The organism is Fructilactobacillus frigidiflavus (assembly GCF_044054575.1).
Classification (GTDB): Bacteria; Bacillota; Bacilli; order Lactobacillales; family Lactobacillaceae; genus Fructilactobacillus; species Fructilactobacillus frigidiflavus.
The window spans coordinates 1,241,777-1,258,400 of the sequence record NZ_CP168716.1; the positions used below are offsets into that span (position 1 = coordinate 1,241,777).

Here is a 16,624-nt window from a genome sequence, read left to right on the forward strand (position 1 = left end):
GTGAGGAATCTGTTTTGAAACTAAAATCAATCCAAATAGCAGGTTTTAAATCATTTGCTAATAAAACTAATATTGATTTTCAAAACGGTTTTACTGGAATTGTTGGTCCAAATGGTAGTGGAAAAAGTAATATCATTGAAGCTGTGCGTTGGGCATTAGGAGAACAATCTGCTAAGAGTCTACGCGGAAAAAAGATGAAGGATATTATTTTTTCTGGTTCAAAAGACCAACAACCTTTGAATCGTGCAGAAGTTAGTTTGATTTTTGATAACACAGACCATTTTTTGGATTCAGAATATACTGAGGTCAAAGTTACCAGAACTTATTATCGAAATGGTGAAAGTATCTATTCGATTAATGATCATGAATGTTTAATGAGAGACATTCACAATTTGTTTATGGATACCGGGCTAGGGGAAGGTTCATTATCAATCATTTCACAGGGAAATGTTGATGATATTTTGGCTGATGATGTCCAAAAAAGACGAGCAATTATTGAAACAGCTGCTGGTGTCTATCGTTATAAAAAACAAAAAAATGAATCAGAAAAAAAACTTGAAGATACTCAAATTAATTTAAATCGAATTTCTGATATCATTAATGAAATTAAAAAACAAATGGGTCCACTAAAAGAGCAAAGCGAAATCGCTTCGCTCTATTTGAGTAAACGTAAATCATTAAATGAATTAAAATTTAATCAGTTTAACCGTATTCTGGAAAATGATACGAAAACCCGAAAAGATTTGCAAAGCCAATTTAAAGCTACTCAAACCGAACATCAAAATTTATTAAAGAAATCCAAAGAATTAAATCAACGTAAAGAACAATTAGCTCAAACAAATAATCAATTAGATGAGCAAAAAGAGCAGTTCCAAGATGAATTATTAAAAAACAGTAAATTATTAGAAAGTTTAAGTAGTGAAAAAAAACTTAATGAACAACGAAAAAAATTTGATTTACAAAAACAAGCAGAATTAAATCAGCAACTGGTTGATTTAGATAAACGACAAGCATTGCTAAAAGAACAACTAGCTTCGGAAACGAACAACCAAAACCAATTAAATCAACAGCTGACGGTTTTAGAGAATAAATTTAAAGCTTTAAAAGTTGCTAAATTTAAGCAGGAAATTCAAGTAACTGAACAAAAGTTAGAAAAAACTAGATCTGAATACGTTGAATTAATGCAAACGATTTCTGAAACCAGAAATAATTTGCGTATGACTGAAAAACTAAACCAACAAGCTGATAGCAATTCTAAATTATTATTTCAAGAATTAACGCAAAAACAAAAACAATTAAACATAAGCAATCAATTAATTAATGAAATTAATTTAAAAATAACCCAATTAGAGTCGGAAAATGAAGCAATTGCTAAAAAAATTCAGAGTAACGATGAGCTAATTAAAACTGATGAATTAAGTGTCGAAAAGATGCGAAATCATTGGCTAGAAGCCATGCGGATTTTTCAAGAAGCTAAAACGGAACGGGATAGTTTAGCTTCAGTGCTGGAAAACCATAATAATCTTTACCGTGGAACACGAAGCTTACTGAAGCACAAAGAGGACTTGTCTGGAATTATTGGAACGGTTGGAGATTATTTAACCGTTGATAAACTGTATATCAAAGCAATTGAAACTGCTTTAGGTGGGGCAATTCAGCAATTGATGGTTGAAACCGTTGCTGATGCACGTAAAGCAATTAACTATTTAAGTCACAATAAATTAGGCCGTGTAACCCTAATCCCAATTAATGGAATTACAGAACGCTTTGTTCCAACTAATGTTTTAAAAGCAGCTCAGCAAGTTGACGGTTTAATTGGAATTGCAGCTGATTTAGTTCAAATTAACCCAAAATATCAGCGGGTAAAACAACATCTACTAGGAGGAATCTTAGTTGCTGATTCTTTAAAATCAGCAACTCAAATCAGTAAATTAACTAATCATCGCGTAAAGGTTGTCTCATTAGCGGGTGACGTGGTTAATGCGGGTGGATCAATTACTGGTGGGAAAAATCTACGGCAAAATGATGGATTATTAACACAAAAAAATCATTTAAAAGTTTTAAATGAGCAAGTCCAAAGAATGCAACAAAAATTAGAACTGGGCGAACAAAATGTTAAAGAAAGTCAGCTTAAACTAAAAGAAGATCAAGAAAATAAACGTTTAATTTATCAAACTGCAAGCGATTTAAATTCAAAGTTAATGTTAGAGAAAAACAATTTGAAATTACAAAGTAGCGAGAAAATTAAATTAGATCGACAAGTTAAAGCATTGAATTTAAAATTAGGAAATAATTCTAATGATGATTTGCAACAGCCTGATAGCTTAAAACAGCAAATTGATGAATTACAAAAGCAAATTAGCGAAAATCAGCAACAAAACCAAGCATTGCTTAGTGAGTTAGAAAATCTTAAGCGCAGTTATAATCAAGAAACTAATTCTCAAAACAATTTACAAGAGCAAATTGGAATTATTAAAGAAAGATTTAATAATACTAATCAACATTTCTTAAATTTAAAGCGCCAAATTAAAGTAAACGACGAGCAAAAAATAGCAATTAATCAAGAAATTAAAAAAATCATTGATCAACTAGCTATAATTAAAAAAATCAGTCAGGACGATACTCCAACGATTGAAAAACGAATTACTGAGATTGAAAATCAAATTAAACAAACAAAACAGACACGTGAGATTAAAAGGACCGAATTAAAACAATTAGATGTTAAAATTGATCAAGTTCAAAAACTTTTAATTAAAAATAGTGAAAGCTTACATCAATTTGAATCGAAATTAACGGTTATTACCCAACAGTTATCGCAAACTGATAGTAAATTAACTGAATTAAGCAAGCAACAGCAACAATTTCAGCAACTACCGTTAAGTTTAGACCAACTAAATCGTAAAATTGATGAAGTACATGAGCAAATTTCTGAACTTGGTCACGTTAATTTAGGATCAATTGAAGCTTATCAAGAAATTAAACAACGCTATGAATTTATGCAGCACCAAATGGAAGATTTAATTGAAGCAAAAAATCAATTGTTGAATGTTATGAACAAAATGGATGTAACCGTTAAAAGTCGTTTTGAAAATACTTATACACAAATTGCTCAATCATTTAGTAAAGTATTTCGCAATATTTTTGGCGGTGGGGAAGCAAAACTAGAGTTAAGTGATCCCCATCATTTGCTCACCACTGGGATTGATATTTTAGTCAAACCACCAGGTAAACGTTATCGAAATATTAGTCTTTTATCCGGTGGTGAAAAGGCATTAACGGCCTTAGCTTTACTATTTGCCATTATTGAAGTTAAACCAGTGCCATTTGTTATTTTAGATGAAGCTGAGTCAGCCCTTGATCCCGCAAACGTTGACCGTTTTGCACGATATATTGAAAGTTTAAAAGACAACACTCAATTTATTGTTGTTACTCATCGTAAAGAAACCATGATTTACGCAGATAATCTTTTTGGAATTACCATGCAGGATTCTGGCGTTTCTAAACTAGTGTCGGTAGATTTAAGTAATAAGAAGAATAGGAGATAAGTATGGGATTATTTGATATTTTCAAACGAAAACATGAGTCTGAACCAGTTGATGAATCAAAACTTAACGAAGAAAAAAAGCCCACAGAAGAACCTAGTCCTGAATTAGATAAAAATTCAACTTCACAAACTGAAACACCTGTCGAAAAAAACGATATTAACGATCAACCAATTATTGAAGCAAAAAAAGAACCAGCAAATAATCAAGCAGATGCACGGGATGAAACATCTTTTGAAGAAACTAATGCTGAGAAACCAACTAAATCAGATGACCAAGGAGACGATAGCCAAACTAGTTATGAAGCTGGGCTAGAAAAAAGTCGATCATCTTTTGGTGAAAAATTAAACCAGCTATTTGCAAACTTTAGAAGTGTTGATGAAGATTTCTTTGACGATTTAGAAGATACCTTAATTGAATCTGATGTAGGGGTTCAAACTGCTACTGAAATTAGCGACCAATTAAAAGAGGCCGTTAAATTAAATAACGTCAAGGGTCACCAAGAAGTACAAAACTTCGTGATTCAAAAATTAGTAGAAATCTATGATGCTCCCACTAATGACGAAAATCAGTTAAAAGAAAATCCTAATGGACCTACTGTAATCCTATTTATTGGAGTTAATGGAGCTGGTAAAACCACCACAATTGGTAAAATGGCTCATCAATACCAACAACAAGGGAAAAAGGTGCTTTTAGCGGCAGCAGATACCTTCCGTGCAGGAGCAATTCAGCAATTAGCGGAATGGGCAAAACGTGACAAAGTTGATATTGTAAAAAAATCAGAAGGTAGTGATCCGGCCTCAGTCGTTTATGATGCGGTAGAAAAAGCGAAAGCAGATAATTATGATATTTTATTCATTGATACGGCTGGTCGTTTACAAAATAAAGTTAACTTGATGAAAGAATTAGCTAAAATGAATAAGATTATTACTAATAAAATTCCAGGAGCACCACAAGAGGTCTTATTAGTAATTGATGCAACCATTGGGCAAAATGCAATGAGTCAGGCTAAAACTTTTAAAGAAGTTGCTGATATTTCTGGAATTGTTTTAACTAAACTTGACGGGACTGCTAAGGGTGGAATTGTTCTTGCAATTAAGAATGAAATTGGCATTCCAGTTAAATACGTTGGTTTAGGGGAATCGGTTAATGACCTTCAAGAATTTGATCCAGAAAAATTTGTCTATGGCTTATTTAAGGGATTAGTTAAGGAATAAGAATGGATAAAAATTTTGATGTTAAACTAGTTCGTGATAACTACATTAATTCGTTGTTTGATTTTTATGGTTGTTTACTAACGACCAAACAAGCTGATTATATTTCTCAATACTATGCCGATGATTTATCATTAGGAGAAATATCAGAAAATTTTAACGTTAGTCGGCAGGCAGTTTACGATAATATTAAAAGAACAGAAAAAACATTAGAAACATACGAAGCTAAGATGGGATTATACGAAAAGTTTATCAAACGTAATAAAGTCGTTGATAAACTTGATTCTTTAATCAAAGAAAAGCATCCTAATGACTTAGCGTTAAATAATTTAATTGATCAATTAGAAAAAATTGAAGAAGAATAGAGGTTGAAAAATGGCTTTTGAAGGATTAAGCAGCAAATTACAAGATGCTTTCCGAAAGTTGCGTGGTAAGGGACAAATTAGTGAAGCTGATTTACGTTCAACCATGCGAGAAATTAGATTAGCACTCCTTGATGCTGACGTTAATTTCACCGTTGTACGTGATTTCGTAAAAAAAGTACAGGCGAAAGCAAAGGGTGAAAATGTTCTAGAGGGTTTAAATCCCGGGCAACAAATCATTAAAATTGTTGATGACGAATTAACTGAAATGATGGGTGGGGAAACCACTACTTTAAAGAAGTCCGCTAAAATTCCAACCATCATTATGATGGCCGGTCTTCAAGGGGCTGGTAAAACTACTACAGTAGGTAAATTAGCTAAGCTGTTAAAGGAAGATGAAAATGCTCGTCCTTTAATGATTGCCGCTGATGTTTATCGTCCGGCTGCAATTGAACAACTTCAACAAATTGGAAAACAAATTGATGTTCCTGTCTTTGAGGAAGGAACTGAGGTTAATCCCGTTAAGATTGTGGAAGACGGTTTAAAAGTTGCAAAAGAAAATCACAATGATTACGTATTCATTGATACAGCTGGTCGTTTACAAATTGACGAAAAGTTAATGGACGAATTAAAGGAAATCAAAGCAGTTGCTAACCCAACTGATATTCTTTTAGTGGTTGATGCCATGACTGGTCAAAATGCGGTTAATACCGCAGAGGGCTTTAACGACGCCTTAGATATAACCGGAGTAGTTTTAACCAAGTTAGATGGAGACACTCGTGGTGGAGCTGCTTTATCAATTAAAGCGGTTACTGGTAAGCCAATCCTTTTCACTGGACAAGGTGAAAAAATGGATAATCTAGATGTCTTCCATCCAGATCGAATGGCTTCGAGAATTCTTGGAATGGGTGACGTACTTTCTTTCGTTGAAAAAACGCAAAAAAACATTGATGAAAAGAAATCAATGGAACTTGCTGAAAAAATGCGAGAAAATACCTTTAATTTTGATGATTTCCTTGATCAACTTCAACAAATTCAAAACATGGGACCCTTAAAGAATTTAATGGGTATGATTCCTGGAATGGCAAATAATCCGGCCTTACAAAACGTTGATATGGATCCAAAAGATTTAGAACGAATTAAAGCCATTATTTATTCAATGACTAATGAAGAACGCGAAAATCCAGATGTACTTAATCCATCAAGACGTCGACGGATTGCTAAAGGTTCAGCTCAACCAATTCAAAGTGTTAATCGTCTGATTAAACAATTCAATCAAATGAAGAAGATGATGAATCAAATTTCAAACGGAAACATGACCGGAATGGAAAATTTGATGCAACAAACTGGCATGGGTAAAGGGATGAATAAGCTATCTAGTTTAGCCATGAAGCGTATGAGCCGTAAATTAAAGAAAAAGAAACGAAAGAAAAAGAGAAAATAATCAGGTGTAAAGAAAAAACCCTTTACATCACTAAAGTTTATTGGTAAACTAAGTATTGTTAAGAAATCAATAGGAGGTGTAGTTATGTCTGTTAAAATCCGTTTGAAACGTATGGGTTCAAAGAAAAATCCATTTTACCGTATCGTAGTTGCTGATTCACGTAGTCCTCGTGATGGTCGTTACATTGAAAATGTTGGTACTTACAATCCACTTGTTCAAGTAGACCAAGTAACTCTTCAAGAAGAAACTGTTCTTGATTGGTTGAAGAAGGGTGCCAAACCATCTGATACAGTTAAAAACATCTTATCTGATGCTGGTATCATGAAAAAACTTCACGATATTAAATTAGCTGATAAAAAATAAATTTAATTATGATTAATTTTGATAATTTAATAAAAAAAATCATTAAGCCATTAGTTAAGTTCCCAGATGATGTCAAAATCAATCATCAAGAGACGGCTGAATTTCATGAGTATATTTTATCTACGAATGCAAAAGATGTTGGACGCGTGATTGGTAAACGTGGTCGAGTTGCTCAAACAATTCGTACTATTATTTATAGTGTACATGTTGCTGACAATAAAAGGGTGAAACTTATTATTGATGGTGGTAAATAAAAAGAACCCTTAGATAAAACATTGTTTTATTTAAGGGTTCTTTTTTTAATAGAGGTGAATTATGGAATACTTTGATATTGGAAAAATCGTTAATACCCAAGGCTTAAAAGGTGAAGTTCGTGTACAACCAATTACTGACTTTCCGGATCAGCGTTTTAAAAAGGGTGAAAAAGTCACTGCTTTCTTAGAAAATGGTAAAACAGTTGAATTAGAAATTGATGGAAAAAGAAAACACAAAAACTTTATCCTACTTCATTTTAAAGGATTAGACTCGATTAATGACGTTCTCTACTTAAAACCTTCTACGCTAAAGATAACTAGTGAACAACAAACTAATCTCAAATTAGATCCCGACACTTATTTTTATCATCAAATTATTGGTTTAGATGTCTTTAAAGAAAATGGTGAAACTGTCGGTAAAATTAAAGATATTATGGATTTAGGCCCAAATGATGTGTGGGTGGTTGAGCGTGATAATCAAGCTGACTTATTATTACCTAAAATTGATGATGTAATTAAAAAAGTCGATTTAAAGAATCATAAAGTAATTGTCGATGTTTTAGAAGGGCTTGAATAACATGAAAATTGATATTTTAAGTTTATTTCCACGAATTCTAGAAGGACCATTAAGTGATTCGATTATTGGTAAAGCAATTGACCGCAATTTATTAGATGTTTCGATTACTAATTTTCGGGATTATTCAACTAATAAACACCATAATGTAGATGATACTATTTACGGTGGTGGAGCGGGTATGTTACTGCAACCACAACCAATTATTGATGCTTTTGATCATACCCAAACAGTAAATGCAGAACAGGGGATCCCTAAGGGACGAGTAATTTTAACTGACCCTGCAGGTAAACAATTCGATCAAAAGGCAGCCGAAGAATTAGCTAAAGAAGAACACCTAACTTTTATTTGTGGCCATTATGAGGGATTTGATGAACGAATTAAATCAATTGTAACTGATGAATATTCAATTGGTAATTTTGTTTTAACTGGTGGAGAATTACCGGCTTTAGTAATGATTGATGCCGTTTCACGTTTGATTCCTGGGGTCTTAGGAAATGCTCAGTCTGCTCCTGGAGATTCTTTTTCCGACGGTTTATTAGAATACCCCCAATATACGCGTCCTGCTGATTTTAGGGGACAAAAAGTCCCTGAAGTATTAGTTAGTGGCGACCATCAAAAAATTGCTGATTGGCGCTTAAAAGAGTCTTTACGGAAGACCTATCTTCGTCGACCAGAAATGATTGACCATGCTAAGTTATCTAAAGATGCTAAGCGGCTATTAGCTGAAGTGCGAATTGAAGAAGAAAAATAATTATTTAACTTTGAATTATTATGTGTTATAATCTTAATTGGCAATAATGCCAAAAAATCAACAGTATTCCGCTGTCGCAAAGATAAGAATGCTAGTTAGGGGAATTTATTATGCGTCAAAACAATTTGATTGAAAAAATCAACGCTGAACAATTACGTTCAGACATGCCTGACTTTCGTGCCGGAGATACTGTAAACGTATCTGTTAAGGTTGTCGAAGGTGATACAGAACGTATCCAAAACTTTACTGGTGTCGTTATCAAACGTCATGGTGCTGGAATCCAAGCTACTTACACTGTTCGTAAGATCAGTAATGGTGTTGGGGTAGAAAGAATCTTCCCATTAAACTCACCACGTGTTGCTAAGCTTGAAGTTATTCGTCGTGGTAAAGTTCGTCGTTCAAAACTATACTACTTACGCGATCGTCAAGGAAAGGCTGCTCGTATCAAGCAATCATTCAAAAAACGTTAATAAGTATAAAAAAAGACCTTGTAGTAATTACAAGGCCTTTTTTTATACGTAAATTTTAGGTTTATAGATTCAAATCTTGTTGATAGTTGAGGGGTGAAAAATCAGTAGAAGCGGTAATTAATTTTGCAGCAAGCTTTTGATATTCGGTTAACGCAAGCGTAGCAGATTTAAAACTATAATGATTTGCCAACTCATTCAAAGCTTGGTTATTATTCAAAGAAGCAATTTGGGCGTCATGCACGTTAGCAATGTATTGTTGCATTAATTGGTTCTGGACATCTTTCAATTGGTCATTAAATTGAAGATAATGAGAATCAACTAAAATACCAACTAATTTAAAAATCCAATAGGCGGATTTAGCATCATAATCATGGCCAACTTCATACTTGTATTCTGGTGGCGTATCAGTGATTCCCGCAAAAAATGGAACAAATGTACTTTGAGCCCCAACTCCCATTAAAAGCCAATGGATATCACCAATTTCTTTAGGGTATTGATTAGATAGTTGTAAAACGTGCGCTTCTTGTGTTTTGGCAAAACTAATTGGTCTGAATTTGTGTTTTTCGGTTTCCGTTCCACTTCCAATTGGATCATAGACCGTTTCTTGAAAATGGGAACTAAGAAAAGCTTGAGCATCAAAAACCGAAATTAAGTGCTCACTTTTTCGAAGGAATGGTAAATTTTGTGATTCCGGATCTTGTTCAATTGTTGGATTAAACATCTTTTGACCATACCAAACTCGGGGAGTACTATAATAAGCATCTGCTTGAGTTTGGGTTCCAAAAATCTCTCTAAAATTAAATCCATGACGATTAGGATTTAAAGAATTATCAGCGACAAACTTTTGAATGTCACTGGACCATTTGAAATCTTGGGGTTTGTCAAAATCAACAGTTTGAATCGCCATTTGATTAGCAACTACTGCATAACAATCATCAGGAATTCGCTGAGCAACCCAATGATGACCAGAGCCAATCTCAAAATACCAAACTTCCTCAGCATCAGAAAATAAAATTCCGTTCGTCTCAGAAGCACCATATTTACTAACAATTTTACCTAAACGATTAACTCCTTCCACTGCTGATTTAATGTAGGGGAGAATTACGGTTACAATCGCTTCTTCACCAATTCCATCAGCAACTAAGGGATCAAACCCGAGGACTTGATTATTAGCATAGGTACTTTCAGTAGCACTAACTGCGACCCCATATTCATTAATCCCATCCTCTTCAAAAACTCCATACTTGTCTGTCCATTCGGGAGTTGCTGTATATTTGGCACGTTCTTTGGGTAGCTCAATTGTAAAACCATTGTCTTTTGAAACAAACTTTTGCGGTTTAGCAAAAATTTTGTGTTCATTTACAACGAAACGTTTAGGCCATGCTGCCTTACAATCTTCGTTTCTTCCAATTAAGGTACTTCCATCCGTGGTCGCAGCTTTACCAACTAGAATACTAGTACAAGCAGAAAATTCAAAATTATTCATAAATATGCTCCTTCGTTTCATTTTTCCGTTACTGCTATTTTACCACTAGTAAACGAGCTATTATAAAAACAAAAAGCTAATTCAACTGATATCGAATTAGCTCTAAATCTTATTTTAAGAAATCAACTTTTTTGTACTCTGGATTAGGATAAGTGTAAAATCCTTTTCCTGCTTCCACCCCAATTTCACCTTTATCAATCATCTTTTTTAATAATTCGGCGGCTTTTTGTGAAGTTGAATCTTCTGTCATTTTATTAATCTCATAAACAGTTCTCAATCCAATCATATCAACAAAACCAAAGGGTCCCATTGGTGAACCAGTCGCAATCATCCAAGTTTTATCAATGGTTCTAGGATCAGAAATTCCTTTAACCCAAAGTTGAATCCCAGCAGTTAAGAATGGAACTAACAAGGAGTTTAAAATATAACCGGGTTGTTCTTTGTTAACTAATAATGGGACCATTCCAATTTCTCTAGAGTATTTGACAAACATTGCTGGAAGATCTTTATCAGTTTTACTTTGTGACATAATTTCAGCAGTATTATTTTTCCAAATCTCATTGGCAAAATGATAAGCTAAAAATTTATCAGGACGACCAGTATCGTCAGCAAATTGTGATGGTAAAAGGGTTGATGTATTCGTGGCAACAATTGTTTTAGGATCAGCTAATTTAGCGAATTTTGCATAGAAATCTTTTTTAGTTTCGATATTTTCTGGAAGAGCTTCAATTACAAGATCAGCACCTTTAAGTGCTTTTGCTAGGTCAGTTGTGTAAGTAAGATGATTTGTTGCTGCATCTAATTGTGCCTTGGTAGCATCAAGATCTTCTTTAACCGCTTGAGCCCAACGACCAATTCGTTCTTTAGCATGATCAAGCGAACTATCTTTTCTACCCCAAATAGTAACGTCCTTACCGTGAAAAGCTGACATATAAGCAATTTGTGAACCTAACGTTCCGCCACCGACGACAGTAACCTTTTTAAATTCCATTTTGAATCTCCCTTATTAATTAACCCGTTATTTTACAAGCCAAGTATAGCACCAGTAACTTTTAAAAAAAATTAATTGCACCTCCAGAAGATAGCAAAAAAAATTACTAAAACTCTTATAAGCGTTATAATTAAAATACTAAAAACAAACGGAGTTTATTATGAAAAACGAACAATATATCATGGCAATTGACGAAGGAACCACTTCAGTCCGTGCTATTTTATTTAATCATCAGGGACAAGAAATTGGACGTTCCCAAAAAGAAATCAAACAAATTTTTCCTAATCCAGGGTGGGTGGAACAAGACGCTAACGAGATTTGGAATAAAACGGAATCAGTGATTTCTGACGTTTTATTTCAAACGGAAACCCAACCATATAAGGTTCGTTCAATTGGAATTAGTAACCAAAGGGAAACCACTGTGGTTTGGAATAAAACGACCGGAAAACCAATTTATAACGCAATTGTGTGGCAATCCAAACAAACCAATGATCTTACTAAACAAATTAAACAACAAGGACTAGCAGATAAAATTCAACAAACTACGGGCTTAATTATCGATTCATATTTTTCAGCTACTAAAATCAGGTGGATTTTAGATCAAGTTCCTGGAGCACAGGAATTAGCAGAAACCGGCGATTTATTGTTTGGAACCATTGATACTTGGTTACTATGGAAATTAACTGCTGGTAAAGTCCATGCAACTGATGTGACTAATGCTAGTAGAACCATGCTATTTAACATTAATCAATTAAAATGGGATCAAGAACTATTAGACATTTTTAACATCCCCAAAAAGATGCTGCCTCAAGTTGAAGAATCTTCACATATTTATGGTTATACGCAAAACTTTACTTTCATGGGAGTTCAAATTCCTATTTCTGGAATTGCTGGAGATCAACAGGCTTCGTTATTTGGACAATTAGCACTAGATCCCGGTATGACTAAAAATACTTACGGAACTGGGGCCTTTATTATGATGAACTTAGGTGATAAACCTAAGTTTTCACAACGAGGTCTCTTAACCACAATTGCTTATGGAATTAACGGAAAAGTTTACTATGCCTTCGAAGGTAGCATCTTCATTGCTGGGGCTGCTATTCAATGGCTAAAAGATGAACTGAAACTAATTGATGATGTGACTAAAACTGCAGAAATGGCAGCTGCCGCTAATGATGAACCGTTATTTGTAGTCCCAGCTTTTACCGGATTAGGGGCACCTTACTGGAACGAAAACGTGCGAGGTTCCATTTTAGGCATCACTCATCATACTGGAATTAATGAAATCGTTAAAGCAACCCTAGAGTCATTAGCGTTCCAAACTAAAGATGTAATTAATACCATGACTGAAGAAACTCAGGTCCCATTAAATTCACTAGTAATTGATGGGGGAGTTTCCAAAAATGATTTTTTAATGCAATTTCAAGCAGATATCTTAGATCAATCAATTGAACGTTCTGCAACTGCTGAATCAACAGCCCTTGGAGCCGCTTTTCTAGCTGGGCTAGCAGTTGGCTATTGGAAAGAAATTGACGAATTAAAAGCCATTAAGCCGGTTGGAAAATCTTTCAATGCTAAGATGGCTGAAACTAAAAGAATCCAACTATACCATAATTGGAAAAATGCAATTAAAGCTACGGAAACCTTTGAGGAGAATAATAAGTGAACTTACCAGAAAAATTTAAAGAAAAATACCAACAACTTTTAGGTGATGAGTATCCAGCTTTCCTTAACAGTTTTGATGATAATCCTGATCACGGATTTCGAATTAATCAGTTAAAACCAAAAGCTAAAATCCAAGTTAATACCGAGCAACCAATTGAATATGTTGATAATGGTTTTATTGGTAAAATTGATGGAAAATCACCAGAACATCAAAGTGGTTATATTTATAGCCAAGAACCATCAGCAATGTTTGTAGCCCAAGTCGCTAATCCACAACCGGGTGAAAAAGTTTTAGATCTTTGTGCCGCACCCGGAGGAAAGTCAACTCAATTGGCCAATTTGATGCAGAACCAAGGGCTATTGGTCTCAAATGAAATTGACCGAGGAAGAGCTAAAATTTTAGTGGAAAACATTGAAAGATTTGGCGTTAAGAATCCATTGATTTTAAATGAAAATCCAGATAATTTAGCCAAACATTTCAAAAAATATTTTGATAAAATTTTAATTGATGCACCTTGTTCAGGTGAGGGCATGTTTCGAAAAAATCACGATGCCACCACTTATTGGTCAGAAAATTATCCCCAAGAGTGTGCTACCTTGCAACGTGAAATTATCAAAGCAGCCGTGAAAATGTTAAAACCAGGTGGCCAAATTATTTACTCAACTTGTACTTTTGCCCCCGAAGAAGATGAACAGATTATTGCTTGGTTAGTTGAAAACTATAACTTTAAAATTTTACCAATTAAAAGGTTTAAAGGAATGAGTAGTGGAAGACCAGATTGGGCAAATGGAAATTCAGCTTTAAGTAATACGGTACGCTTATTTCCCCATTTATTTAAAGGTGATGGTCATTTTGTGGCTAAATTACAAAATCTAGATGAGGGGACTCCGGGAAAAATTAAATATCAACGGTCTAATGTCTCTGGAGCACTTAAAAAAGACTGGGAAAAATTTAAGGAAGCTAATTTTGTTAATTTTAATCCCCAAAACTTATTAAAATTTGGAGAAACCCTTTATTCATTTAATCCAGAAATTCCTAATCTAGATGGCTTAAAGGTGATGCGTCCAGGAACACCATTAGGACAAATTAAGAAAAATCGGATTGAACCAGCGTATGGTCTAGCATTAGAAATTAATCCTAATGATGTAAAAAATAAATTAAACATTACTCGAGCAGAATGGAAAATATATGTTCATGGAGATACGATTTCAACTAACTCAAGTTTAGAAAAAGGGTGGTATCTCTTAATTTGTGATGAAATGTCAGTGGGCTTTGGAAAAGTAGTGTCAGGGACCATTAAGAACTTCTTTCCAAAAGGATTACGCTTTAAAGCATAATAAAAACGACTTCATTATCGAAGTCGTTTTTAGTTTAGGTTTCTTTGTTGCAAATAATTTTGTAATTCAGCACTAATAATAAGTTTACGCTTTCTTAGTTCAGTGATGTTTTTTACTCCAAGCATTACAAAAATAGCTTTAATTCCATAAATCCACTCTGAAAGCATTATTTCGGTCTTTTCACAACCGTTATCAATTAGTGAAGTTAATACTGCACTTGCAACGCCAACAGCGTCAGCACCTAAATAAAGGGCTTTAACAATATCAAGTGGGGTAGTGATTCCACCAGCAGCAATGTAGTGCAAATCAGGAACTGCTTGCGCCTCAAATAATGATTCAACTGTGGTTAATCCCCAATCTTCAAGGTAATTCATATCTTTGTTAGTCCGGCGGAAATTTTCGATTTGAACAAAATTTGTCCCACCTTTACCACCAAGATTGATATATTGGACCCCAATTGCTTTTAATTGTTGAATGGCTTCTTGTGACATACCAAACCCAACTTCTTTAACAATTACGGGAAGCGCCAAATTACTAACAATTCTTTTGATATTATCAAGCCACTTAAAAGTACAATCACCTTCAGGCATTACCACTTCTTGAGCAACATTAATATGTAGTTCGATGGCACTAGCGTTAATCAATTTCACTGCTTTCTTAACCTCTTCAATTGAAGCATTAGCACTTAAATTGGCAATTTTTAGTCCTTGCGGGTTGCTTTCCTTAAGAATTGAAAAGGTTTTTTCGAGTTGGGGTTCCCGAAGTGCAACACTTTCACTTCCTACTGCCATAGCAAGCTGTAATTTTTCAGCAATTTCACTTAATTGGCGGTTAATCTTTCCAGTATATTCACTACCACCAGTCATTGCTTCAATGTAAAAGGGGACCTTAAAGTTTAACGAACCAACGCTAGTAGAGATATCAACATCCGCAAAATCAATTTCGGGAAGTGGGTTAGGGACAAACCGAATTTGGTCAAATCCAGCCTGTGCCGTTGTTTTATGAAATTTTTTGGCTAAAGATAAATGCTCATCTTTGCGGTGTGACTGAATACTTACCATTATGACAACCTCTTAATAATTATAAATTTCAATATCTAAACGCTCAATTCCGTGTTTTGCCCAAGATTCAACTAATTGATTAACTGACTGATCATTTTTGATAAAGACAATTCCGCAATCACCACCACCAGCTCCAGAGGTTTTTGCTGCACCACCAAAATAATCAGCAATTTCAATTAATTCTTTAAGCTTAGGGGTTTCAATCACAACATTAGCCATATGACCTAATTCTAGTAAGAGTTGGCGATTTCTTTTAATGTTATTCATAATAATTTTAATGTTATCTTGATGAAAACCATTAGTAATATCATGAACACATTTATTACTATCATGTAAAAACTTTTGATAACGCGTGTTGTTTTTTCCTTTTTTCAACTCGACCTTATCAATTAAGTGGGAAGTTGAGGCAGGTGCTCCCGACCAACCCACTAAAAACTTCAAATTGGAAGGGATTTTTAAAGGAATGATTTCTAGACTTGGCCACTCTAACTTAACTAGCTTGTTCAATGAAACTCTTTTTCTAAAGCCTGATAGCCAAGTCCGATCAAACGAAGTATAAGAAATTAATCCTCCAAAAACACTAGAAGCAATGTCGCCTAGTGATCCATTTCCTTGAACTTCAAAATGGGCAATGGCAGCTAACTTAAACAACTCAATTTTAGTTAAATTTAGTTGATATAGTTTACAAACAGCTTTGATGGTTGCAACTGTTACAGCGGCAGAGGAGCCTAGCCCATACTTTTTTCCGTCACCACTATCTAATTCGCTATTAATGTTAATGTTAAACGTTTTTAGTTTAAGTTGTAGCGATTTAACGTATTCTTCAACAACTTTGATAGCAGAAACGATGTATTTAAAAGGATTATCCCGATCATCTAAAACAATTTCTGAATTAATTCGTTGCCAATGTAACATGGTTTTTTCATATTGTTGCGAAGTGATGGTTCCAAAATCTTTTGCTTCTTCAATTTCAGCAGTGACAAATCGATTAACTGCGGCAATAATTGCAGGGTGTCCAGTCTCGACCACGGCGTATTCGCCAGCTAGATATAATTTTCCGGGTGCTTTTGTAGTAATCAAAAAAATAACTTCTTTCGTAATATATT

15 protein-coding genes are annotated in these 16,624 nt (G+C 34.3%); 11 read left to right on the forward strand and 4 right to left on the reverse strand.

All coding sequences use genetic code 11. The features are described from left to right. Positions 1 to 14 precede the first annotated feature (14 nt). The 9 genes from smc (at position 15) to rplS (ending at position 8,977) form a co-directional block, all read left to right on the forward strand. On the forward strand, positions 15 to 3,545 hold the full coding sequence (smc, locus tag ACEPSS_RS06265) for a chromosome segregation protein SMC (RefSeq protein ID WP_395318386.1): 3,531 nt from the start codon (positions 15 to 17) through the stop codon (positions 3,543 to 3,545). Between the two features lie 2 nt (positions 3,546 to 3,547). Beyond that, positions 3,548 to 4,759, forward strand: coding sequence for a signal recognition particle-docking protein FtsY (ftsY, locus tag ACEPSS_RS06270; protein WP_395318388.1), 1,212 nt, complete (start codon positions 3,548 to 3,550; stop codon positions 4,757 to 4,759). Positions 4,760 to 4,761: 2 nt separating this feature from the next. Continuing rightward, complete coding sequence (locus ACEPSS_RS06275) at positions 4,762 to 5,121, forward strand: putative DNA-binding protein (RefSeq protein ID WP_395318391.1); 360 nt, start codon at positions 4,762 to 4,764, stop codon at positions 5,119 to 5,121. A gap of 10 nt (positions 5,122 to 5,131) precedes the next feature. Continuing rightward, the gene (ffh, locus tag ACEPSS_RS06280) at positions 5,132 to 6,562 is read left to right on the forward strand and encodes a signal recognition particle protein (protein WP_395318393.1); all 1,431 of its coding nucleotides are present in this window, start codon (positions 5,132 to 5,134) and stop codon (positions 6,560 to 6,562) included. Positions 6,563 to 6,646: 84 nt separating this feature from the next. Continuing rightward, positions 6,647 to 6,925 (forward strand): 30S ribosomal protein S16, encoded by a 279-nt coding sequence (rpsP, locus tag ACEPSS_RS06285; protein ID WP_395318394.1) that lies wholly within the window; start codon positions 6,647 to 6,649, stop codon positions 6,923 to 6,925. An 8-nt stretch (positions 6,926 to 6,933) separates the two neighbouring features. Continuing rightward, positions 6,934 to 7,179: a KH domain-containing protein gene (locus tag ACEPSS_RS06290; RefSeq protein WP_395318396.1), complete on the forward strand. Its 246-nt coding sequence runs from the start codon at positions 6,934 to 6,936 to the stop codon at positions 7,177 to 7,179. A 61-nt stretch (positions 7,180 to 7,240) separates the two neighbouring features. Next, on the forward strand, positions 7,241 to 7,756 hold the full coding sequence (gene rimM, locus ACEPSS_RS06295) for a ribosome maturation factor RimM (RefSeq protein WP_395318398.1): 516 nt from the start codon (positions 7,241 to 7,243) through the stop codon (positions 7,754 to 7,756). Position 7,757: 1 nt separating this feature from the next. After that, on the forward strand, positions 7,758 to 8,507 hold the full coding sequence (gene trmD, locus ACEPSS_RS06300) for a tRNA (guanosine(37)-N1)-methyltransferase TrmD (RefSeq protein ID WP_395318400.1): 750 nt from the start codon (positions 7,758 to 7,760) through the stop codon (positions 8,505 to 8,507). A gap of 110 nt (positions 8,508 to 8,617) precedes the next feature. Beyond that, positions 8,618 to 8,977 (forward strand): 50S ribosomal protein L19, encoded by a 360-nt coding sequence (gene rplS / locus ACEPSS_RS06305; protein WP_395318402.1) that lies wholly within the window; start codon positions 8,618 to 8,620, stop codon positions 8,975 to 8,977. A gap of 61 nt (positions 8,978 to 9,038) precedes the next feature. Here the strand turns inward: rplS and ACEPSS_RS06310 are convergent, their stop codons facing one another. Together ACEPSS_RS06310 and ACEPSS_RS06315 are read right to left on the reverse strand one after the other, a co-directional pair. Beyond that, the gene (locus ACEPSS_RS06310) at positions 9,039 to 10,463 is read right to left on the reverse strand and encodes a C69 family dipeptidase (protein ID WP_395318404.1); all 1,425 of its coding nucleotides are present in this window, start codon (positions 10,461 to 10,463) and stop codon (positions 9,039 to 9,041) included. Positions 10,464 to 10,572: 109 nt separating this feature from the next. Beyond that, entirely contained in the window at positions 10,573 to 11,454 is an 882-nt protein-coding gene (locus ACEPSS_RS06315; RefSeq protein WP_395318406.1) for a 3-hydroxyacyl-CoA dehydrogenase, read from the reverse strand. A gap of 160 nt (positions 11,455 to 11,614) precedes the next feature. Here ACEPSS_RS06315 and glpK point away from each other — a divergent pair, with 160 nt between their 5' ends. Next, entirely contained in the window at positions 11,615 to 13,120 is a 1,506-nt protein-coding gene (glpK, locus tag ACEPSS_RS06320) for a glycerol kinase GlpK (protein WP_395318408.1), read from the forward strand. Beyond that, on the forward strand, positions 13,117 to 14,457 hold the full coding sequence (locus ACEPSS_RS06325; protein ID WP_395318410.1) for an RsmB/NOP family class I SAM-dependent RNA methyltransferase: 1,341 nt from the start codon (positions 13,117 to 13,119) through the stop codon (positions 14,455 to 14,457). Before glpK ends, ACEPSS_RS06325 begins: the two co-directional genes overlap by 4 nt. Before the next feature lie 29 nt (positions 14,458 to 14,486). Here the strand turns inward: ACEPSS_RS06325 and fni are convergent, their stop codons facing one another. Together fni and ACEPSS_RS06335 are read right to left on the reverse strand one after the other, a co-directional pair. Further along, positions 14,487 to 15,518 carry a type 2 isopentenyl-diphosphate Delta-isomerase gene (gene fni / locus ACEPSS_RS06330; protein ID WP_395318412.1) on the reverse strand — a complete coding sequence of 344 codons (1,032 nt, stop codon included), beginning with the start codon at positions 15,516 to 15,518 and terminating at the stop codon, positions 14,487 to 14,489. 12 nt (positions 15,519 to 15,530) lie between these two features. Next, entirely contained in the window at positions 15,531 to 16,598 is a 1,068-nt protein-coding gene (locus tag ACEPSS_RS06335; RefSeq protein WP_395318414.1) for a phosphomevalonate kinase, read from the reverse strand. Positions 16,599 to 16,624 lie beyond the last annotated feature (26 nt).